Source organism: Mucilaginibacter frigoritolerans, from assembly GCF_007830615.1.
GTDB lineage: Bacteria > Bacteroidota > Bacteroidia > Sphingobacteriales > Sphingobacteriaceae > Mucilaginibacter > Mucilaginibacter frigoritolerans.
This window is the reverse complement of sequence record NZ_VLLI01000006.1, coordinates 112,023-127,593: the sequence shown is the minus strand read 5'-3', so window position 1 is coordinate 127,593 and position 15,571 is coordinate 112,023. Positions and strand designations below refer to the sequence as shown.

Genomic DNA, 15,571 nt, shown 5'->3' with positions numbered 1-15,571 from the left:
TTTGCAATGATATAATTTTTTTGATTTAAATTTAGTAACAAAACTGTACAAGTTTAAACTTCTTTATTTGTTACTTGTTTTAATCTTTTTTTCAATTACAATATCTCTTACCGGAATCATGTCTGGTAATAAGCCGGATTTAAGAATTATCCGCTGTCCGCGATCACCTAATATGAAAGCCTCAAAATCCTTGCCTAATTTGCTGGTATTGTATAAAATATATAAGTTTCTGGTAAGCGGATATTGCTTTAATGCTAATGAGCTTTGCGAAGGGGTAATATATCCGTTATCATTATTTTTGCTCACATCATCCTTCACACCTACAATTTTAACTTTTTGAACATCGGCTGAATAGTCTTTATCAGGATCATTCAACCAGCTGAAGCCTACAATACCTATAGCATTAGGGTGTTCGGCTACATATTTAATTGCTTCCTTGTTGGATTTTAGGGCATAAATATTTTTTTGCTTGAAATCTTTATAACCAGTAAAATCCTTTAAATACCTTACTACACCTGAGTTTGGATTATCAAAAACGATAACTTTATCTTTTTTAGTATAACCACCCAGCATTTTTTTTATTTCACTTACCGTAATGCTGGTATCATTAGATGCTTCATTTACTATTATTGTTATGGCATCAATAGCAAAGCGGTTAATATTGGGCACAGCATTTCTTGTATCGCGAAGGGCCTTGTATTCATTAGCGGTTAAATCGCGTGCCAGAATGGCAACTCTAACGCTGTCATCCATAAAACTGTTTACAGCGATATTTTCAGGTGAATAAGAAATTACCGGATGTAAAGTGTCTTTGTTTGCAGCTTTAAAAATATACAGTTCCTCGTCAACAATGGGTTGAAATGACTCATCAACAACCATTTTGTTTGCATTAGGATTTAATACAGCCTTAGTTGTATCTGTTTTTTGTTTACAGCCCGAGAAAATGGCAATTAACAAAAGAGGCGATAAAACAGCAAAATATTTCAGATTTCTATTATATTTCATTAGGATCTTTCTTTAAAAGCCTTGAAAAACGTAAACCCGCATAAATGATTATTGCTATACCGATAACTGTTTTTTGAGTCTTTGGCATATTGGGTAACATGCTGTCCCAAAAGATAATCATCAGTCCTAAGCAACAAAATGCAATGAATGCTGATACTCCTAAAATAAGCAAAAACCGCCTTTTGGGCGATTTTTGCTGGTTATTATTCAATAACATAATGATTTTATTCTGCAAGTGTAAATGCAATTGGCACCGTGTATGAACAACGTACCGGACGTCCGTTCTGAATACCTGGAGACCATTTTGGAGATGCTTTGATTACGCGAATTGCTTCTTCATCGCAACCATCACCAATACCACGTACAACTTTAATATCAGTAAGGGAACCATCTCTTTCGCAAACGAAGTTTACAATTACCCTTCCTTGTGTGTTATTTTCACGTGCTACTGCAGGATACCTGATGTTTTTACCAAGGTATTTGTAAAATGCTTCTAAACCACCCGGGAAAGCCGGAGCTTGCTCCACTGAAGTAAAGATCTTATTAGGATCCTCTTCGGTTACTTTTTGGTCTGATGTACCTGCTGGTTCATCAATAGTTACGTCAGCATTTTTATCACCTTTCAGATTTTTTTGTCCTGGATCTGCAACTGCCAGTTCTTTAACTGTTGGTGGTTGTTCCTTTACTTCAACGTCTGGTTTTACAACCGGAGGAGGGAACTTAACCTGGTCAATCTTTGGTTTTGGTGGTTCAGGTGGTGGCGGCGGAGGTGGTTTCTTCAAATCCGGTGGGGGAGGTGAAAGCACCACATTGGTGATTTTAACTTTCTCTTTACCTTTTGGGATAAATCCAGAGAACATGTTGATAATCGTATTAGCAGATATTGCAAGTACAAAGAATACACAGCCGATAAGAAGCGCTTTTGCGGTATTTTTACCGTTATTTTGCCTTAACTCGTATGCACCGTATGCTTTGTTGCGACCGCTAAATACGACATCAATCCATTGCTGATTTAATATGTCTAATTTTGATCCTAACATTGTTTTAGGCTTTAATATTAATTAACGTTTTTAGTAATATTAATATTACTAATAGATATTATTCTTTTGCAAATCACCTAGTTCCATAGGAGTGATTTTTACAATTGCATAAGATTGAACACCTGTGATACTCATTTCATCAAGTGTAGAAACCAGGTTTTCATAAGTTGACTTATCACTTGGTTTTATCAAAACTATCATGAAATTATCAGGTGCAGCATGTGTAGCGGCAACTTTTTTGCCGTTTTCAATTAGTGCTTTGCGCAAGCCGTCTTTTCCGTAGTTATCAACTGTAGGCGCAGATTTACCTGGCTCACCCATGTACCACTCCAGTTTGTTATGGCTACCCAAAAGGATAGTCATTGAACGGGTAGCGGCAACAGGCAATTGATTAGTCTTTACTGTATTATCAGGCATGGCTAAATCCATTGCTTTCTTTTTGGCAAGGGTTGTTGTAAACATAAAGAATGTGATCAATAAGAAAGCCAGATCCACCATCGCAGTAAGGTCAATGCGAGTTGAAACTTTTTTACTTCTTACTTTCCCACCTTTGTGTTTACCCCCGCCGGAGGTATCTAATTCTGCCATTTTTTTATTTTTTAGGTGCCGCTTTTAGGTCGGTGATTAAACTAAATTTGAAGAGCCTTTGTTTTGCCAATATTTCGATTATTGTGCTAATAATCGGGTATTGTTCCCTTTTATCTCCCTTAATGGCAATATCAAGATCTTTATCATGCAAAGCTTTATCAGCCTGGCGTGAAGTTAAGATCCAGTTTGATAATTCATTATTTGAAGTAGTATCAACAGGAATACCTTTTTGCGGGAACTTTTGTTGTGAATCAATGGTGCCATCTAAAAATGATTTCATCTGGCTCATTGGTACACCAAACACTTCTGTGTTTGAAAAGTTTTTTATTTCATCAGGAGTAAAAGACACATGGTATTTTTCGCCCATTGCTTTTAATGCTTCAGTACGTACATCGCTGCCGTCAACTGAATAATAAACCTGATTGGTTTGGCCAACACTTATGGTAGCCAGGTTTTGTTCTGGAACAACCTTTTCCTTTGATGAGGTAGGAACGTCAGCTTTTGACGGATCCTCCACTTTAGGTTTAGCTGTTAATATGAAAAAGGTAAGCAAAAGAAAGGCCACATCGCACATGGCTGTCATATCAATTGCTGTGCTTTTCCTTGCAACTTTTACTCTGGGCATAGTTTGTTAAGTTTTAATTTGTAGTGTATAACAGATATACTAACCGTCCCGAATACTATATCGGGACGGTAAAAACTAAGCAATAGCTTTTATATTATCTGCTGTTTTTATGAGAAGCAGCAAATGTAGATACTATGCTGAAACCTGTTTCGTCAATAGCGTAAGTCAGGTTATCAATTTTTGACGTAAAGATGTTGTACATTACAATTGAAGTAGCAGAAGTACTGATACCTAATGCAGTGTTTACAAGTGCTTCAGAGATAGATGCTGAAAGTGCTGTTGAACTTCCTGAACCTGCGTTTGCTAATGAAGCGAACGCGTTGATCATACCGAATACTGTACCTAACAAACCGGTTAATGTACCGATTGATACCAGGGTAGCAATAATAGTAAGGTTTTGCTCAAGCATTGGCATTTCTAATGTAGTAGCTTCTTCAATGTCTTTTTGAATAGCAAGTGTTTTCTGATCAACATCAAGTGTGTTATCAGTTTCCATTTCACGGTATTTTTTCAAACCTGATTTTACCACGTTTGCTACTGAACCTTTTTGTTTGTCGCATTCTGCAACAGCTGCGTCAATATTGCCTGCAGTAAGTGCGCTTTGGATTTTTCTTACAAAAGCGTCAACATTTCCGGTTCCGGCTGCTTTGCCGATAACAACAAAACGCTCAATAGAGAATACAATTACAATTAACAGGTACGACATGATAAGTGGTACCAGGTTACCACCTTTGTGGATACGGCCAAAGAAATCGGTTGCTGTGCCTTTTTCAACATCCCCATCTGTATAATGACTAGGGTCACCTAGTATGTAAATAAAAATTATGATTGCAACAACTATACAAATTGGAATAGTTAGGGTTGCAAACAGGCCCGAGTTAGAGCTTTCTTTCTTTACAGGAGTTGTTGGTTTTGTTGGTGCGTTTGCCATTACTTTTAGTTTTTAGTTTTTAGTTTGTAGTTTATAAATATAAGTTTGTTAAATGCAATAATTTAGCGAATAACAAAAATAGAATTTTAATGAATTAAAAAAACTATTTTGTTATTCTTTATAATTTTTTAATACAAAAATTATAAAGCCTTATGTATTAGTGGATACATAACGCTTCAAAAAATAAAAATTGTCTTTTGTACAGACAATTTTTTACAATGAAACCTATTTTTTTTAATAATAGCAAACAATAATTTATAAAATTTATGTTACCATGAAGATATGGTGACATTTGGAGCTGCATTTATAACCTCTTTTGGGCAATATGTAACATATTGCTCAAAGTTTTTTACAAATGAAACAGCCAGTTCATTAGCGGTTTCGTCATAGTACTCACTATTATCCCATGTGTTTTTAGGGTCGAGTATAGAATCCGGAACATTTGGACAGCTTTGGGGCATCTGCAAACCAAATATAGGATGTTCCTTATATTTTATATTGTCCAGTTGTCCGTTTAGTGCTGCTGTGATCATGGCGCGGGTATATTTAAGCTTCATCCTTTTCCCTACGCCATACGGGCCGCCCGTCCAGCCGGTATTTACCAACCATACTTTTACCTGATATTGCTTTATCTTTTGACCTAACAAAGTTGCATAGGTTACCGGGTTTAAAGGTAAAAACGCTTCGCCAAAGCAAGCCGAAAAGGTAGTTTTGGGTTCTGTAACCCCGCTTTCGGTACCGGCAACTTTAGCGGTATAGCCTGAAATAAAATGATACATAGCCTGTTCAGGAGTGAGTTTTGAAATAGGGGGAAGTATACCAAATGCATCTGCGGTTAAAAAGAATATATTCTTTGGCGATGCCCCGATAGATGGAATTATGGAATTTTCAATATTATATAATGGATAGGCCACACGTGTGTTTTCTGTTTTAGCGATATCAGAAAAGTTAACTGTGCGGCTATCTTCTATAAAATTAATATTTTCTAGTAATGCCCCAAATTTAATGGCATTATAAATTTGGGGTTCTTTTTCGGAAGTTAAATCGGCACATTTGGCGTAACAACCTCCTTCGAAATTAAAAATGGTGTAATCGCTCCATCCATGTTCATCATCGCCTATAAGGTTACGTTCAGGATCGGCTGAGAGTGTTGTTTTGCCCGTGCCAGATAACCCAAAGAATATAGCTGTATCACCCTTCGCTCCGGTATTAGCTGCACAATGCATAGATAATACATTTTTCTCATAAGGTAATATAAAGTTTAGTACAGAAAAAATCCCCTTTTTTATTTCGCCGGTATATCCTGTACCACCAATCAGGATAATTTTTTTTGTGAAATTAATAATGGAGAAGTTGTGCTGGCGTGTACCGTCAATTTCCGGATCGGCTTTAAAACCAGGTGCTGCAATTATTGTCCATTCGGGTATAGCATCCGGACTTACCACTTCAGGGCGAAGAAATAAATGGTGAACAAATAAATTCTGGTAAGCAGTTTCCGTAATAACGCGAATGTCGATATGATATTTTTCGTTTGCGCAAGCGCATGAATCGCGCACAAAAATATCACGGTCCTTAAAGTAGTTAGTTACCTTATATAATAAGGTATTAAATTTTTCGGTGCTAAAGGGAATATTTACTTTACCCCACCAAACACTGTCCATGGTTATATCGTCTTCAACAATAAAGCGGTCCTTGGGCGAACGGCCGGTAAACTCCCCGGTATCTATAGCCAGCGCACCGTTATCGGCCAATACGCCTTCGTCTCTTTTGAGTGCTGCTTCAATCAATTCGGCAGGATTCAATTGGTAATAGATATTCCTGGCCCGATCAAGCTGTAAATAGCCCAGATCAGGTACGTGGTTAGTACTTTTTATCATGAAATAGTTATAATTGATTTACCGCAAAATTAGCGGTTTTAAAAGGGAAGAAACAAGCAGAATTGCTTATTTTTTTACATAATGTATGTTTTACACATAATGTAATTATTTGACTATTAAATAGTTGTGGTAGTAAGTCAATACACTAACTATTTTTTTAATAATGCTGATTGAGGCAGTGTGGTACGCTTTATTAAATGCTTTGACTTTTATCCGCCTGCTTTTTTAGCCTTATAACCATCGGCCTGTAGTAGTGTGAGGATTTTATCACGGAAATCACCCTGGATCAGTATTTCACCTTCTTTAGCGGAGCCGCCAACACCGCACTTTGATTTTAATTTTTTTCCAATAGCCTCAAGGTCTGCGTCGGCGCCAATAAAATCAGCTATACGCGTTACCACTTTGCCACCACCTTTGCGATCAAGATAAATTTTGAGGTTTTGCTGTTGTGGAGGCAATGTTTGCGCAGCATGCCCGCTGTTTTCCTGGTATTGGAAGCTGGGATCCGTAGAATAAACAACGCCGGTGAAGTTTTTCTTTGACATGTTTTAAGTCTTTAATTATAAAGTCAGACAATTATCAATCAAAATCCGAATAAAAAAAAACGAACTTTAGGTTTAGATTGATGACTTTTTATATGAACTGCCTACAATAATTTTTAATGAATGGGGTACTATTTCAATATTAATATCGGTGCCCATAACTTTAGGCTCGCCATCTAAATGTACCGGGCCGGGCTTAATACGTTTAACATTAATGTTTTTGCCCCTGATAATTTCCACATAATTGGTTTTATCGGCTGTTTTGTTTAACATCCGGATACCCATTTCAGGAAACCGCCATAAAGGGAACATTTTAATTACGCAAATATCCAGTAAACCATCCTGCACGGATGCTTTTGGAGAAATATGCGCATTATTACCATATTGTGATGAATTGGCAAAACTCAGCATAAAAGCTTCGCGTTGATAATCCTTACCATCAATCTCAAGCTGATAGGGTTGTGGTTTATATTTTGCAATTTCCTGTATAGATGATTTGATGTAGCTAATAAAGCCTCTTTTTTTAGTGTGTGAAAATACTTCGCTGATGTGTGCATCAAAACCCATACCCGCCATATTAAAAAAAGGCTTGCCATTTAGTTTGGCAGTGTCAATGGCTTCAATATTGCCGGTATTTAATGTTTTAATAGCTTGTTCGGAATCCATTGGTATTCCCAAAAACCTGGCCAGGCCATTACCCGAGCCAAACGGAATAATACCAAAATGCGTTTCTGCACCAACTAGGGCAGATGCTACTTCATTAACGGTACCATCACCACCAACGGCTACTATCAAATCAAATTTATTAACTGCTTCCTTTGCAATTTGTCTTGCATGCGATACGCCGTCGCTGAAAACAATTACGGGTTTATATGCAGCAGGATCCAGGTACTTTTCAATCAGCTCCGGAACCCCGTCCTTTTTTTTTCCTCCCGATATGGGGTTTATTATGAATAACGCTTTCCGTTCCAACTAAATATAATTTCTGGCCAAAAGTAAATGTATTTTCCGCTTTGTGAAAATTGTTTTATTTTAGCGGCCTGAATGTGGACTGATTTTAAGTTGTCCCGATAGATTTTTCCGTAGATATAGGAAATAATTGACGGACCGGATTGCAACCACGTAAAAAAGTGCTAAAACCATGCTTCTTTTTACCTCAATCCCGTTAAATCTTTTTTCTTTCTTTAATGTAGAACATCTATTTGTGTGTAAACAATTTTAATTACCATTTTTTAAAAATATGTCATATTTATTCACCTCAGAATCCGTATCAGAAGGACATCCGGATAAAGTTGCCGATCAGATATCGGATGCTTTAATTGACCACTTTTTAGCTTTTGATCCCGAGTCAAAAGTAGCTTGCGAAACATTAGTTACTACCGGTCAGGTTATTCTGGCAGGCGAAGTAAAATCAAAAGCCTATCTTGATGTTCAAAAAATTGCCCGTGAGGTAATCAATAAAATTGGGTACACTAAGGGTGAATATATGTTTGACGGTAGCTCATGCGGTGTATTATCAGCCATTCATGAGCAATCTCCTGATATTAACCAGGGTGTTGATCGTAAGGCAAAGGAAGAGCAAGGTGCTGGCGACCAGGGTATGATGTTTGGCTATGCAACCATAGAAACGGATAATTATATGCCGTTAGCATTGGATATTGCACACGCTTTATTACTTGAACTTGCTGCTATTCGTCGCGAAAACACCGATATCAAATACTTGCGTCCGGATGCGAAATCACAGGTAACGCTTGAGTATGATGATAACAATCAGCCCATTCGTATTGATGCCATTGTTATATCAACTCAGCACGATGATTTTGATGAAGAAAAAGCGATGCTTGCTAAAATCAGCAAAGATATTATCAGCATTTTAATTCCTCGTGTTAAAGCCAAGTATCCTAAATATGCCCACTTCTTTAACGATAATATTAAATATCATATTAACCCTACTGGTAAATTTGTTATTGGCGGCCCGCATGGCGACACTGGTTTAACCGGCCGTAAAATTATTGTGGATACTTACGGTGGCAAGGGTGCACATGGTGGTGGTGCTTTTTCGGGTAAAGATCCGTCAAAAGTTGACCGCTCAGCTGCTTATGCTACCCGCCATATTGCAAAAAACCTGGTTGCTGCAGGCGTTGCCGATGAAGTATTGGTACAGGTGTCATATGCTATAGGCGTAGCACAGCCAATGGGTATTTATGTAACTACTTATGGTACTGCTAAAGTTAAATTAACCGATGGCGAAATAGCTAAAAAGGTTGAGGCCATATTTAACATGACCCCTTATGCTATTGAAACCCGTTTTAAACTTCGTAACCCAATTTATAGCGAAACGGCCGCTTATGGTCACTTTGGCCGCCCAAATGAAGTGGTAATCAAAAAGTTTATAGCCCATGATGGTAGCGAGTTAAAACGTGAGGTTGAATTATTTACGTGGGAAAAACTTGACTATGTAGATAAAGTTAAGCAAGCCTTTGGCTTATAATAATTAAGCTACAAAACATAAATAGCGATGAGAATTTAATCTCATCGCTATTTATGTTTAAAGTGGGTGCATTTTAATAATAAACAATGCGGAACAGAAGCTTTTTTAGTAGTTAAATGGCGTATATTTTATAATCAATTTGTTAACGCGGTATCATTATTATGCTAATAAGTGGCAAACACTTTAAAAATTAACTAAATAAACTTACCTTTGCGAAAAATTTAGAGGCGCATTTTCATGCAAAAAATAAGAAATATAGCGATCATCGCTCACGTTGACCACGGTAAAACTACTCTGGTTGATAAGATTTTACACAGTTGTGCTATTTTTAGAGACAACGAGTCAACCGGTGAATTGATACTGGATAACAACGACCTGGAACGCGAACGTGGTATCACCATTGTTTCCAAAAACGTTTCTGTTCGTTATAAAGACGTTAAAATCAACATTATTGATACTCCGGGCCACGCCGACTTTGGCGGTGAGGTTGAGCGTGTATTGAAAATGGCTGATGGCGTTTTGTTATTATGTGATGCTTTTGAAGGCGCTATGCCTCAAACTCGTTTCGTTACTCAAAAAGCTTTGGCATTAGGCTTAAAACCTATTGTTGTAGTTAACAAAGTTGATAAAGAGAATTGCCGTCCGGAAGAGGTTTATGAACAAATTTTCGAATTGTTCTTTAACCTTGAAGCTACTGAAGATCAATTGGATTTCCCGGTTATCTACGGTTCATCAAAACAAGGATGGATGAGCACCGACTATAAAAAACCAACTACTGATATTTTCCCTTTAATGGATGCTATTTTGGCAAACATCCCGCCTGCACCTATTAACGAAGGTACTTTGCAAATGCAAATCACTTCACTGGATTATTCTTCATTTGTTGGTCGTATTGCAATTGGTCGTGTAGCGCGTGGTACCATCAAGGAAAACATGCCGGTATCATTGGTAAAACGCGATGGAACTATCCAAAAATCAAGAATAAAGGAGCTTTATACGTTTGAAGGTTTAGGTAAAGTGAGAGCTACCGAAGTAAGTGCAGGTGATATCTGTGCAGTTGTGGGTATTGAAGGTTTTGATATTGGCGATACTATTGCTGATTTTGAAAAACCTGAACAATTGGCTGTTATTAAAATTGACGAGCCTACCATGAACATGTTATTTACCATCAATACTTCACCGTTTTTTGGTAAAGAGGGTAAATTTGTTACTTCACGCCACCTGCGCGATCGTTTATACAAAGAAATGGAAAAAAACCTGGCGCTTAAGGTTATTGAAACCGATTCGCCTGATTCATACTTAGTATATGGTCGTGGTATTCTCCACTTATCAGTATTAATCGAAACCATGCGCCGTGAAGGGTATGAGTTACAGGTAGGTCAGCCACAGGTAATCATCAAAGAAATTGATGGCGTTAAATGTGAGCCAATTGAAACCTTGATTGTTGATGTACCCGGAGATGTTTCTGGTAAAGTAATTGAATTGGTTACACAACGTAAAGGTGATTTGCTGGTAATGGAACCAAAAGGCGATTTACAGCATTTAGAATTTGATATTCCGGCACGTGGTATCATCGGTTTACGTAATAACGTACTTACAGCAACCGGTGGTGAAGCTATCATGGCACACCGTTTTAAAGCTTACGAACCATGGAAAGGTAGTATCCCTGGTCGTTTAAATGGTGTATTGGTATCAATGGATACCGGTAAAACAACCGCTTTTGCTATTGATAAATTACAAGACCGTGGTCGTTTCCATGTTGATCCGGGAGTTGATATCTATGAAGGTCAGGTTTTAGGTGAGCACATCCGCGATAACGATTTAGTTATTAACCTTACCAAAGGCAAACAGTTAACTAACATGCGTGCATCAGGTAGTGATACTAACGTGCGTATTGCTCCGGCAATTAAATTCTCATTAGAGGAATCAATGGAATACATTCAGGCTGATGAGTATATTGAGGTAACTCCACAAAGCATTCGCTTACGTAAAATTTACTTAAATGAAAATGAACGTAAGATCAATGCTAAAAAGTTCCAGAATCAATAATTCGGGATTGAATTACATAGAATTAGACGCCCGCCGGTAAATCCGGTGGGCGTTTTTATATATTTACCATTTGTAAAACCCTATTTCACAATTTATGCGCAAACTATTACTATTATTAACATGCTGCTCTGTTTTTATTTTTAGCAGCTGCGTTAAAAGCATCACTGTAAATCCCGATAAATCTGTTTCACTTGTGTTAGATACTTTGAAACTTACTGTGGGAACAACCAATCAGCTCATTTCAAAAAATTACGCTATTAATAACCTTGTTTGCAGTGTATCTGATACTTCAATCATCAGTGTATCTGCTTCAGGCCTGGTTACAGCAAAAAAAATAGGACAATCTTCAATCACCATAAGCAACAAAACACACTCCGTTACTGCTACCTGTTTAATAATAGTTTTACAGCCGTCGACCAGTGGCAGCTTTACACAAATTCCGGCAGGGAAGGGATCTGACATTGGTATAGGTGCAGATAGTGCCGTTTATATTGTGGGAGCCGATACGCTTTCAACCGGCGGTCACAGTGTTTTTCAACTGGTTGGAAACACGTTTGTAAAATTGCCTGATTGTGGCGCCGTTAGAGTAGCTGTTTCTCCACAGGGATTACCATGGGTTATAACTCAGTCAAATCTTATATTACGATACAATGGAACTTCATGGGATCAATTACCAGGCACTGGTACTGATATAGGCATAGGTGCTGATGGTTCCGTTTTCATTATCGGTACATTAAATGTTTCGCCGACTGGAGGGTTTAATATTATGAAATGGAATGGCACAGGATGGGATACACTTCCAGAGTGCGCCGGTGTACGTATTGCTGTGTCTCCACAAGGTATTCCCTGGGTAGTTAACAAATCAAATATTGTGTATCAATATACCGGTAATTTACTGTGGAATCCTATTTATGGGGTTGCTGCTGACGATATTGGTATTGGTGCTGATGGTTCGGTGTATGTAACAGGGTTATATAATGTTGTTAATCCGCCCATATACAAATATTCATCTAATGGATGGATCCAGATAGAAGGAATAACCGGCATCAATATTTCGGTATCTCCCCAAGGTAAGCCATGGTGGACAGACAACTCGCGCTTTATTTTTAAACTTAACTAAGTTTATTTCAAAAGCATTGTGGTATAAAGTCTAAAATAAAAGCCGTTTTACAAATATTTGTAAAGCGGCTTTTATTTTTAAAAAAATATTATAAATTAAGATTATTGTAGATCAAGTGTGAGGCATTAACAGTCCATGGGTGGCCTTGCGGATCAACACTGATGTTTACACCGGCCCCTGATACGGTAGCTGTCCAGCCTGTTCCGTTCCATTTTGAAATCTGATCTCCACCTGTTAACGAAGAGAATGTTGTGCTAACAATATATATCGTACCATTGGCACCTATACCAATATCTGTAGCTGTACCAGGTATTAGTGTCCAGGTACCGGCTATATTTTTATAAATCAAATTAGATTTGGTAACTACCCATGGAGCTCCTGTTGGATCCACAGCAACTCTGACACCTGAAATTCCTGATTGTACAACCCAACTGGTTCCATTCCATTTTGATACACGGAACCCGTCTGTTGATGTTGTGGTGTCAGTTATGAATACAGTGTTATGACCACCAACCCCGATATCGGTAGCCGTGCCGGGTAGTACATGAAAGGCACTACCATTATATTGATAAATCAGGTGCGATTTATTTACGACCCATGGATCACCCAATGAATCTACTGATAATCTCACTGCCGCTCCCCCAAAAGTACTCCAACTGGTTCCGTTCCATTTTAAAATTGCAAACCCACCGGTAGTTGATACAACTGAATCGCCTGTTATAAAGACAGAACCATTGGCTCCAATGCCAATGTCCGTTCCGGTTCCCGGCAACACTTGCCAGTTGTCTGTTGAAGTAAGGCTTGCTAAATGTTTTGCGCCCAATGCAGCAGCGCCGTTGTTTGTTGAAATACTGTTGTCTTTTTTGCAGGAAACAAAAAAGCTAACAAATACAATGGATAATAAAGTAATACTGATTTTTTTCATTCCATGAATGGTTTAAGTTATAACGACATCGTTATGGCATCTAAAGTATAAATATTCGCTATGAATAGTAAGTGATATTAAAAAAAGTATTATGTTATTTTTAAACAATTGTGTAATAATATTAATTTAAAGTGTTTTTAATTATACAGTGATTAATTATATTAAATTAAATGCTGATTTATTTTAATTTATGATAAAATTTTTAATTTATTGGATTGTTAATCAAAGTAGTTATTCAGATACAAATGTATGAGCCTATAGTTGTTGTAAAATTCGAAATATGGCAAAATCAAGGCTCCATTTCAATTACAACCTCATTGTAGTATACGTTGTGTTTTTTAATACATTTGTGCAAATATGCGTTTACCTAATATCCCGGGTTTTGACCAGCAGGCATTTGAAAAGTATTTTAAAAATACGGGAATGTTATTTGTTGGCCGTATTGGTAGTTTAGCTATAAAGATGATTGTTAGTATTATGCTGGCAAGGTATTTGGGCAGGGGTAATAATGGTATAATTAATGGGGGGCTGGCTTATATTTATTTCTTTTCGGCGATAGCTACTCTTGGTCTCGATCAATTTATTGTTAAGGAGCTTCACCAATTTCCAGATAACCGCGACCAAATTTTGGGTACTTCTTTTTGGATGAAAATAATGGCAGGCTTATGCTGCGTACCCATAATATACACTGCTTATCTTGTTTATCCTGCTAAAGGCACGCCTTATAACTACATTTTGATTTTTTCTACCATAGGCATCATCCAGGCTTTTACGGTTATTGATGCTTATTTTCAATCGCAGGTACAGTCAAAATATATCATGCAGGTACAAATTGCCGGTAACCTGATATCGGCAATTATAAAGTTGCTGTTAATTTATACCAAACAACCTTTAATATACTTTATATACGCTTATACATTTGATTTTTTGCTAATCTCTGTTGGATACTATTTTACTTATCAGCGTAAGCAAAGGAGCATATTTAAATGGTCATTCAATTACAAGTTGGCGGTTAAGCTGCTTAAATATTCATGGCCTTTAATAATATCGGGAATCATGGTATCCCTTTATATGAAAATTGATGCCATAATGCTGCAAAATATTGCGGGTGTAAAGGAGGCTGGAGCCTACGCCACAGTTGCCCAGTTTAGTGAGGCCTGGAACTTTATCCCGGCAGTAATTGTAACCTCATTATTCCCGGCCATTTTAAATGCTAAGCGCGATGACATATCGCGATATAAAAAAAGGATCCAGCATTTGTATGATCTGATGGTTTATTTAAGTTTGCCTGTAGCCATTATTATCACATTTGCTTCGCCTTTGATCTACAAATTATTAACGCCTGAGTACGCCTATGCTGCGCCAACCTTGTCAGTACATATCTGGTCGGGTGTGTTTGTGTTTTTAGGAGCAGCCAGCAGCCAGTATTTAATAGCCGAAAATTTTAATAAGCTTACCTTTATCCGTACAGGTTTTGGAGCAATAGTAAATATTGCGCTCAATCTAATATTAATACCGCACATGGGTATGATGGGTGCCGCTATTGCAACATTGGTGGCTTACGCCAGTGCTACTTTCTTTATCATATTTATACCAAAAGTTAGTGACCAGGGAGTAATGATGTTTAAATCATTATTTTTAATTTCACTGGCACAAAAAATCATTAAACGATGAGTAAAATCAAATTACTTTACCAGGTATTTTCAAATCCTAAAAGGCTGCGCAGGCTGCTTTCATTTAATAATCCTGATAGCTACCTTACTGAAATAGGATGGTTTAATGCCTTTGAAAGCAGATTTCCAGTTAATGAACATAATAATCCAATTCCTTGGGTAACATACTCATTTATTGATTTTATACAGGCTAGATTAAAAAAAGAACACTCTGTTTTTGAATTTGGATCAGGAAATTCAACCTTTTTTTATGCTAAATATGCTAAAAAGGTAGTTTCTGTTGAACACGATAAAGAATGGTATGATAAAATAGTACAATCAAAACCTGAAAACTCCCATATGATTTTCTGTGAACTTGTTAGGGATGGAGAATATTGCAGGATACCCCTAACACTGAAAGAGAAATTTGATATTATTATAGTTGATGGAAGGGATAGGGTAAATTGCTGCAAGCAAGCCATCAATGCCGTTTCTGATACAGGTGTCATTGTTTTGGATGATTCAGAACGTGAGGGCTATAATGAGGGCATGGACTTTTTGAAAGATAAAGGATATAAGCAGCTACCATTTAGCGGAATTTCACCAGGTTTATTTTACCGCAAATCAACATCTATATTTTATAGACCGGATAATTGCCTGGATATTTAATTGCTTTCAAATAACTTTTATAAAACCTGTAACAATTCAATGAATTTTATGATTTAT

The 15,571-nt window shown here is 37.3% G+C and carries 14 protein-coding genes; 5 read left to right on the top strand and 9 right to left on the bottom strand.

The window, feature by feature from the left end; all coding sequences use genetic code 11:
- Window positions 1-63: 63 nt before the first annotated feature.
- From JN11_RS11390 to JN11_RS11350, 8 genes are all read right to left on the bottom strand, one after another.
- Window positions 64-1,005, bottom strand: coding sequence for a PstS family phosphate ABC transporter substrate-binding protein (locus tag JN11_RS11390; protein WP_144912653.1), 942 nt, complete (start codon window positions 1,003-1,005; stop codon window positions 64-66).
- A 224-nt stretch (window positions 1,006-1,229) separates the two neighbouring features.
- Window positions 1,230-2,045 carry an energy transducer TonB gene (locus JN11_RS11380; protein ID WP_144912650.1) on the bottom strand — a complete coding sequence of 272 codons (816 nt, stop codon included), beginning with the start codon at window positions 2,043-2,045 and terminating at the stop codon, window positions 1,230-1,232.
- A gap of 48 nt (window positions 2,046-2,093) precedes the next feature.
- A complete protein-coding gene (locus JN11_RS11375) occupies window positions 2,094-2,633 on the bottom strand; it encodes an ExbD/TolR family protein (RefSeq protein ID WP_144912648.1) in 540 nt (179 codons plus the stop codon).
- Window positions 2,634-2,637: 4 nt separating this feature from the next.
- On the bottom strand, window positions 2,638-3,258 hold the full coding sequence (locus tag JN11_RS11370; protein WP_144912646.1) for an ExbD/TolR family protein: 621 nt from the start codon (window positions 3,256-3,258) through the stop codon (window positions 2,638-2,640).
- A 94-nt stretch (window positions 3,259-3,352) separates the two neighbouring features.
- On the bottom strand, window positions 3,353-4,189 hold the full coding sequence (locus JN11_RS11365) for a MotA/TolQ/ExbB proton channel family protein (protein ID WP_144912645.1): 837 nt from the start codon (window positions 4,187-4,189) through the stop codon (window positions 3,353-3,355).
- A gap of 269 nt (window positions 4,190-4,458) precedes the next feature.
- A complete protein-coding gene (gene pckA / locus JN11_RS11360) occupies window positions 4,459-6,066 on the bottom strand; it encodes a phosphoenolpyruvate carboxykinase (ATP) (RefSeq protein WP_144912643.1) in 1,608 nt (535 codons plus the stop codon).
- Between the two features lie 209 nt (window positions 6,067-6,275).
- A complete protein-coding gene (locus JN11_RS11355; protein ID WP_144912641.1) occupies window positions 6,276-6,611 on the bottom strand; it encodes a translation initiation factor in 336 nt (111 codons plus the stop codon).
- Window positions 6,612-6,683: 72 nt separating this feature from the next.
- Window positions 6,684-7,580 (bottom strand): diacylglycerol/lipid kinase family protein, encoded by an 897-nt coding sequence (locus JN11_RS11350; protein WP_144912639.1) that lies wholly within the window; start codon window positions 7,578-7,580, stop codon window positions 6,684-6,686.
- Between the two features lie 268 nt (window positions 7,581-7,848).
- On the opposite strand from JN11_RS11350, the gene metK reads away from it, so the two are divergent.
- From metK to JN11_RS11335, 3 genes are all read left to right on the top strand, one after another.
- Window positions 7,849-9,099 carry a methionine adenosyltransferase gene (metK, locus tag JN11_RS11345; protein ID WP_144912638.1) on the top strand — a complete coding sequence of 417 codons (1,251 nt, stop codon included), beginning with the start codon at window positions 7,849-7,851 and terminating at the stop codon, window positions 9,097-9,099.
- Between the two features lie 237 nt (window positions 9,100-9,336).
- Window positions 9,337-11,148 carry a translational GTPase TypA gene (typA, locus tag JN11_RS11340; RefSeq protein WP_144912636.1) on the top strand — a complete coding sequence of 604 codons (1,812 nt, stop codon included), beginning with the start codon at window positions 9,337-9,339 and terminating at the stop codon, window positions 11,146-11,148.
- 94 nt (window positions 11,149-11,242) lie between these two features.
- Entirely contained in the window at window positions 11,243-12,268 is a 1,026-nt protein-coding gene (locus tag JN11_RS11335; protein WP_144912635.1) for a tectonin domain-containing protein, read from the top strand.
- A gap of 88 nt (window positions 12,269-12,356) precedes the next feature.
- Here JN11_RS11335 and JN11_RS11330 read toward each other — a convergent pair whose 3' ends face one another.
- Window positions 12,357-13,193: a tectonin domain-containing protein gene (locus JN11_RS11330; protein ID WP_144912633.1), complete on the bottom strand. Its 837-nt coding sequence runs from the start codon at window positions 13,191-13,193 to the stop codon at window positions 12,357-12,359.
- Between the two features lie 357 nt (window positions 13,194-13,550).
- Between JN11_RS11330 and JN11_RS11325 the strand changes: the two genes are divergently transcribed.
- Complete coding sequence (locus tag JN11_RS11325) at window positions 13,551-14,867, top strand: flippase (RefSeq protein ID WP_144912631.1); 1,317 nt, start codon at window positions 13,551-13,553, stop codon at window positions 14,865-14,867.
- Window positions 14,864-15,514, top strand: coding sequence for a class I SAM-dependent methyltransferase (locus JN11_RS11320; RefSeq protein ID WP_144912629.1), 651 nt, complete (start codon window positions 14,864-14,866; stop codon window positions 15,512-15,514). Before JN11_RS11325 ends, JN11_RS11320 begins: the two co-directional genes overlap by 4 nt.
- Window positions 15,515-15,571: the final 57 nt, after the last annotated feature.

Coding starts and splice junctions, on each gene's coding strand:
- JN11_RS11370 (WP_144912646.1), bottom strand. CDS start 3,258: ATGCCCAGAGTAAAAGTTGCAAGGAAAAGCACAGCAATTGATATGACA.
- pckA (WP_144912643.1), bottom strand. CDS start 6,066: ATGATAAAAAGTACTAACCACGTACCTGATCTGGGCTATTTACAGCTT.
- typA (WP_144912636.1), top strand. CDS start 9,337: ATGCAAAAAATAAGAAATATAGCGATCATCGCTCACGTTGACCACGGT.
- JN11_RS11330 (WP_144912633.1), bottom strand. CDS start 13,193: ATGAAAAAAATCAGTATTACTTTATTATCCATTGTATTTGTTAGCTTT.
- JN11_RS11335 (WP_144912635.1), top strand. CDS start 11,243: ATGCGCAAACTATTACTATTATTAACATGCTGCTCTGTTTTTATTTTT.
- JN11_RS11325 (WP_144912631.1), top strand. CDS start 13,551: ATGCGTTTACCTAATATCCCGGGTTTTGACCAGCAGGCATTTGAAAAG.
- JN11_RS11365 (WP_144912645.1), bottom strand. CDS start 4,189: ATGGCAAACGCACCAACAAAACCAACAACTCCTGTAAAGAAAGAAAGC.
- metK (WP_144912638.1), top strand. CDS start 7,849: ATGTCATATTTATTCACCTCAGAATCCGTATCAGAAGGACATCCGGAT.
- JN11_RS11390 (WP_144912653.1), bottom strand. CDS start 1,005: ATGAAATATAATAGAAATCTGAAATATTTTGCTGTTTTATCGCCTCTT.
- JN11_RS11320 (WP_144912629.1), top strand. CDS start 14,864: ATGAGTAAAATCAAATTACTTTACCAGGTATTTTCAAATCCTAAAAGG.
- JN11_RS11355 (WP_144912641.1), bottom strand. CDS start 6,611: ATGTCAAAGAAAAACTTCACCGGCGTTGTTTATTCTACGGATCCCAGC.
- JN11_RS11380 (WP_144912650.1), bottom strand. CDS start 2,045: ATGTTAGGATCAAAATTAGACATATTAAATCAGCAATGGATTGATGTC.
- JN11_RS11375 (WP_144912648.1), bottom strand. CDS start 2,633: ATGGCAGAATTAGATACCTCCGGCGGGGGTAAACACAAAGGTGGGAAA.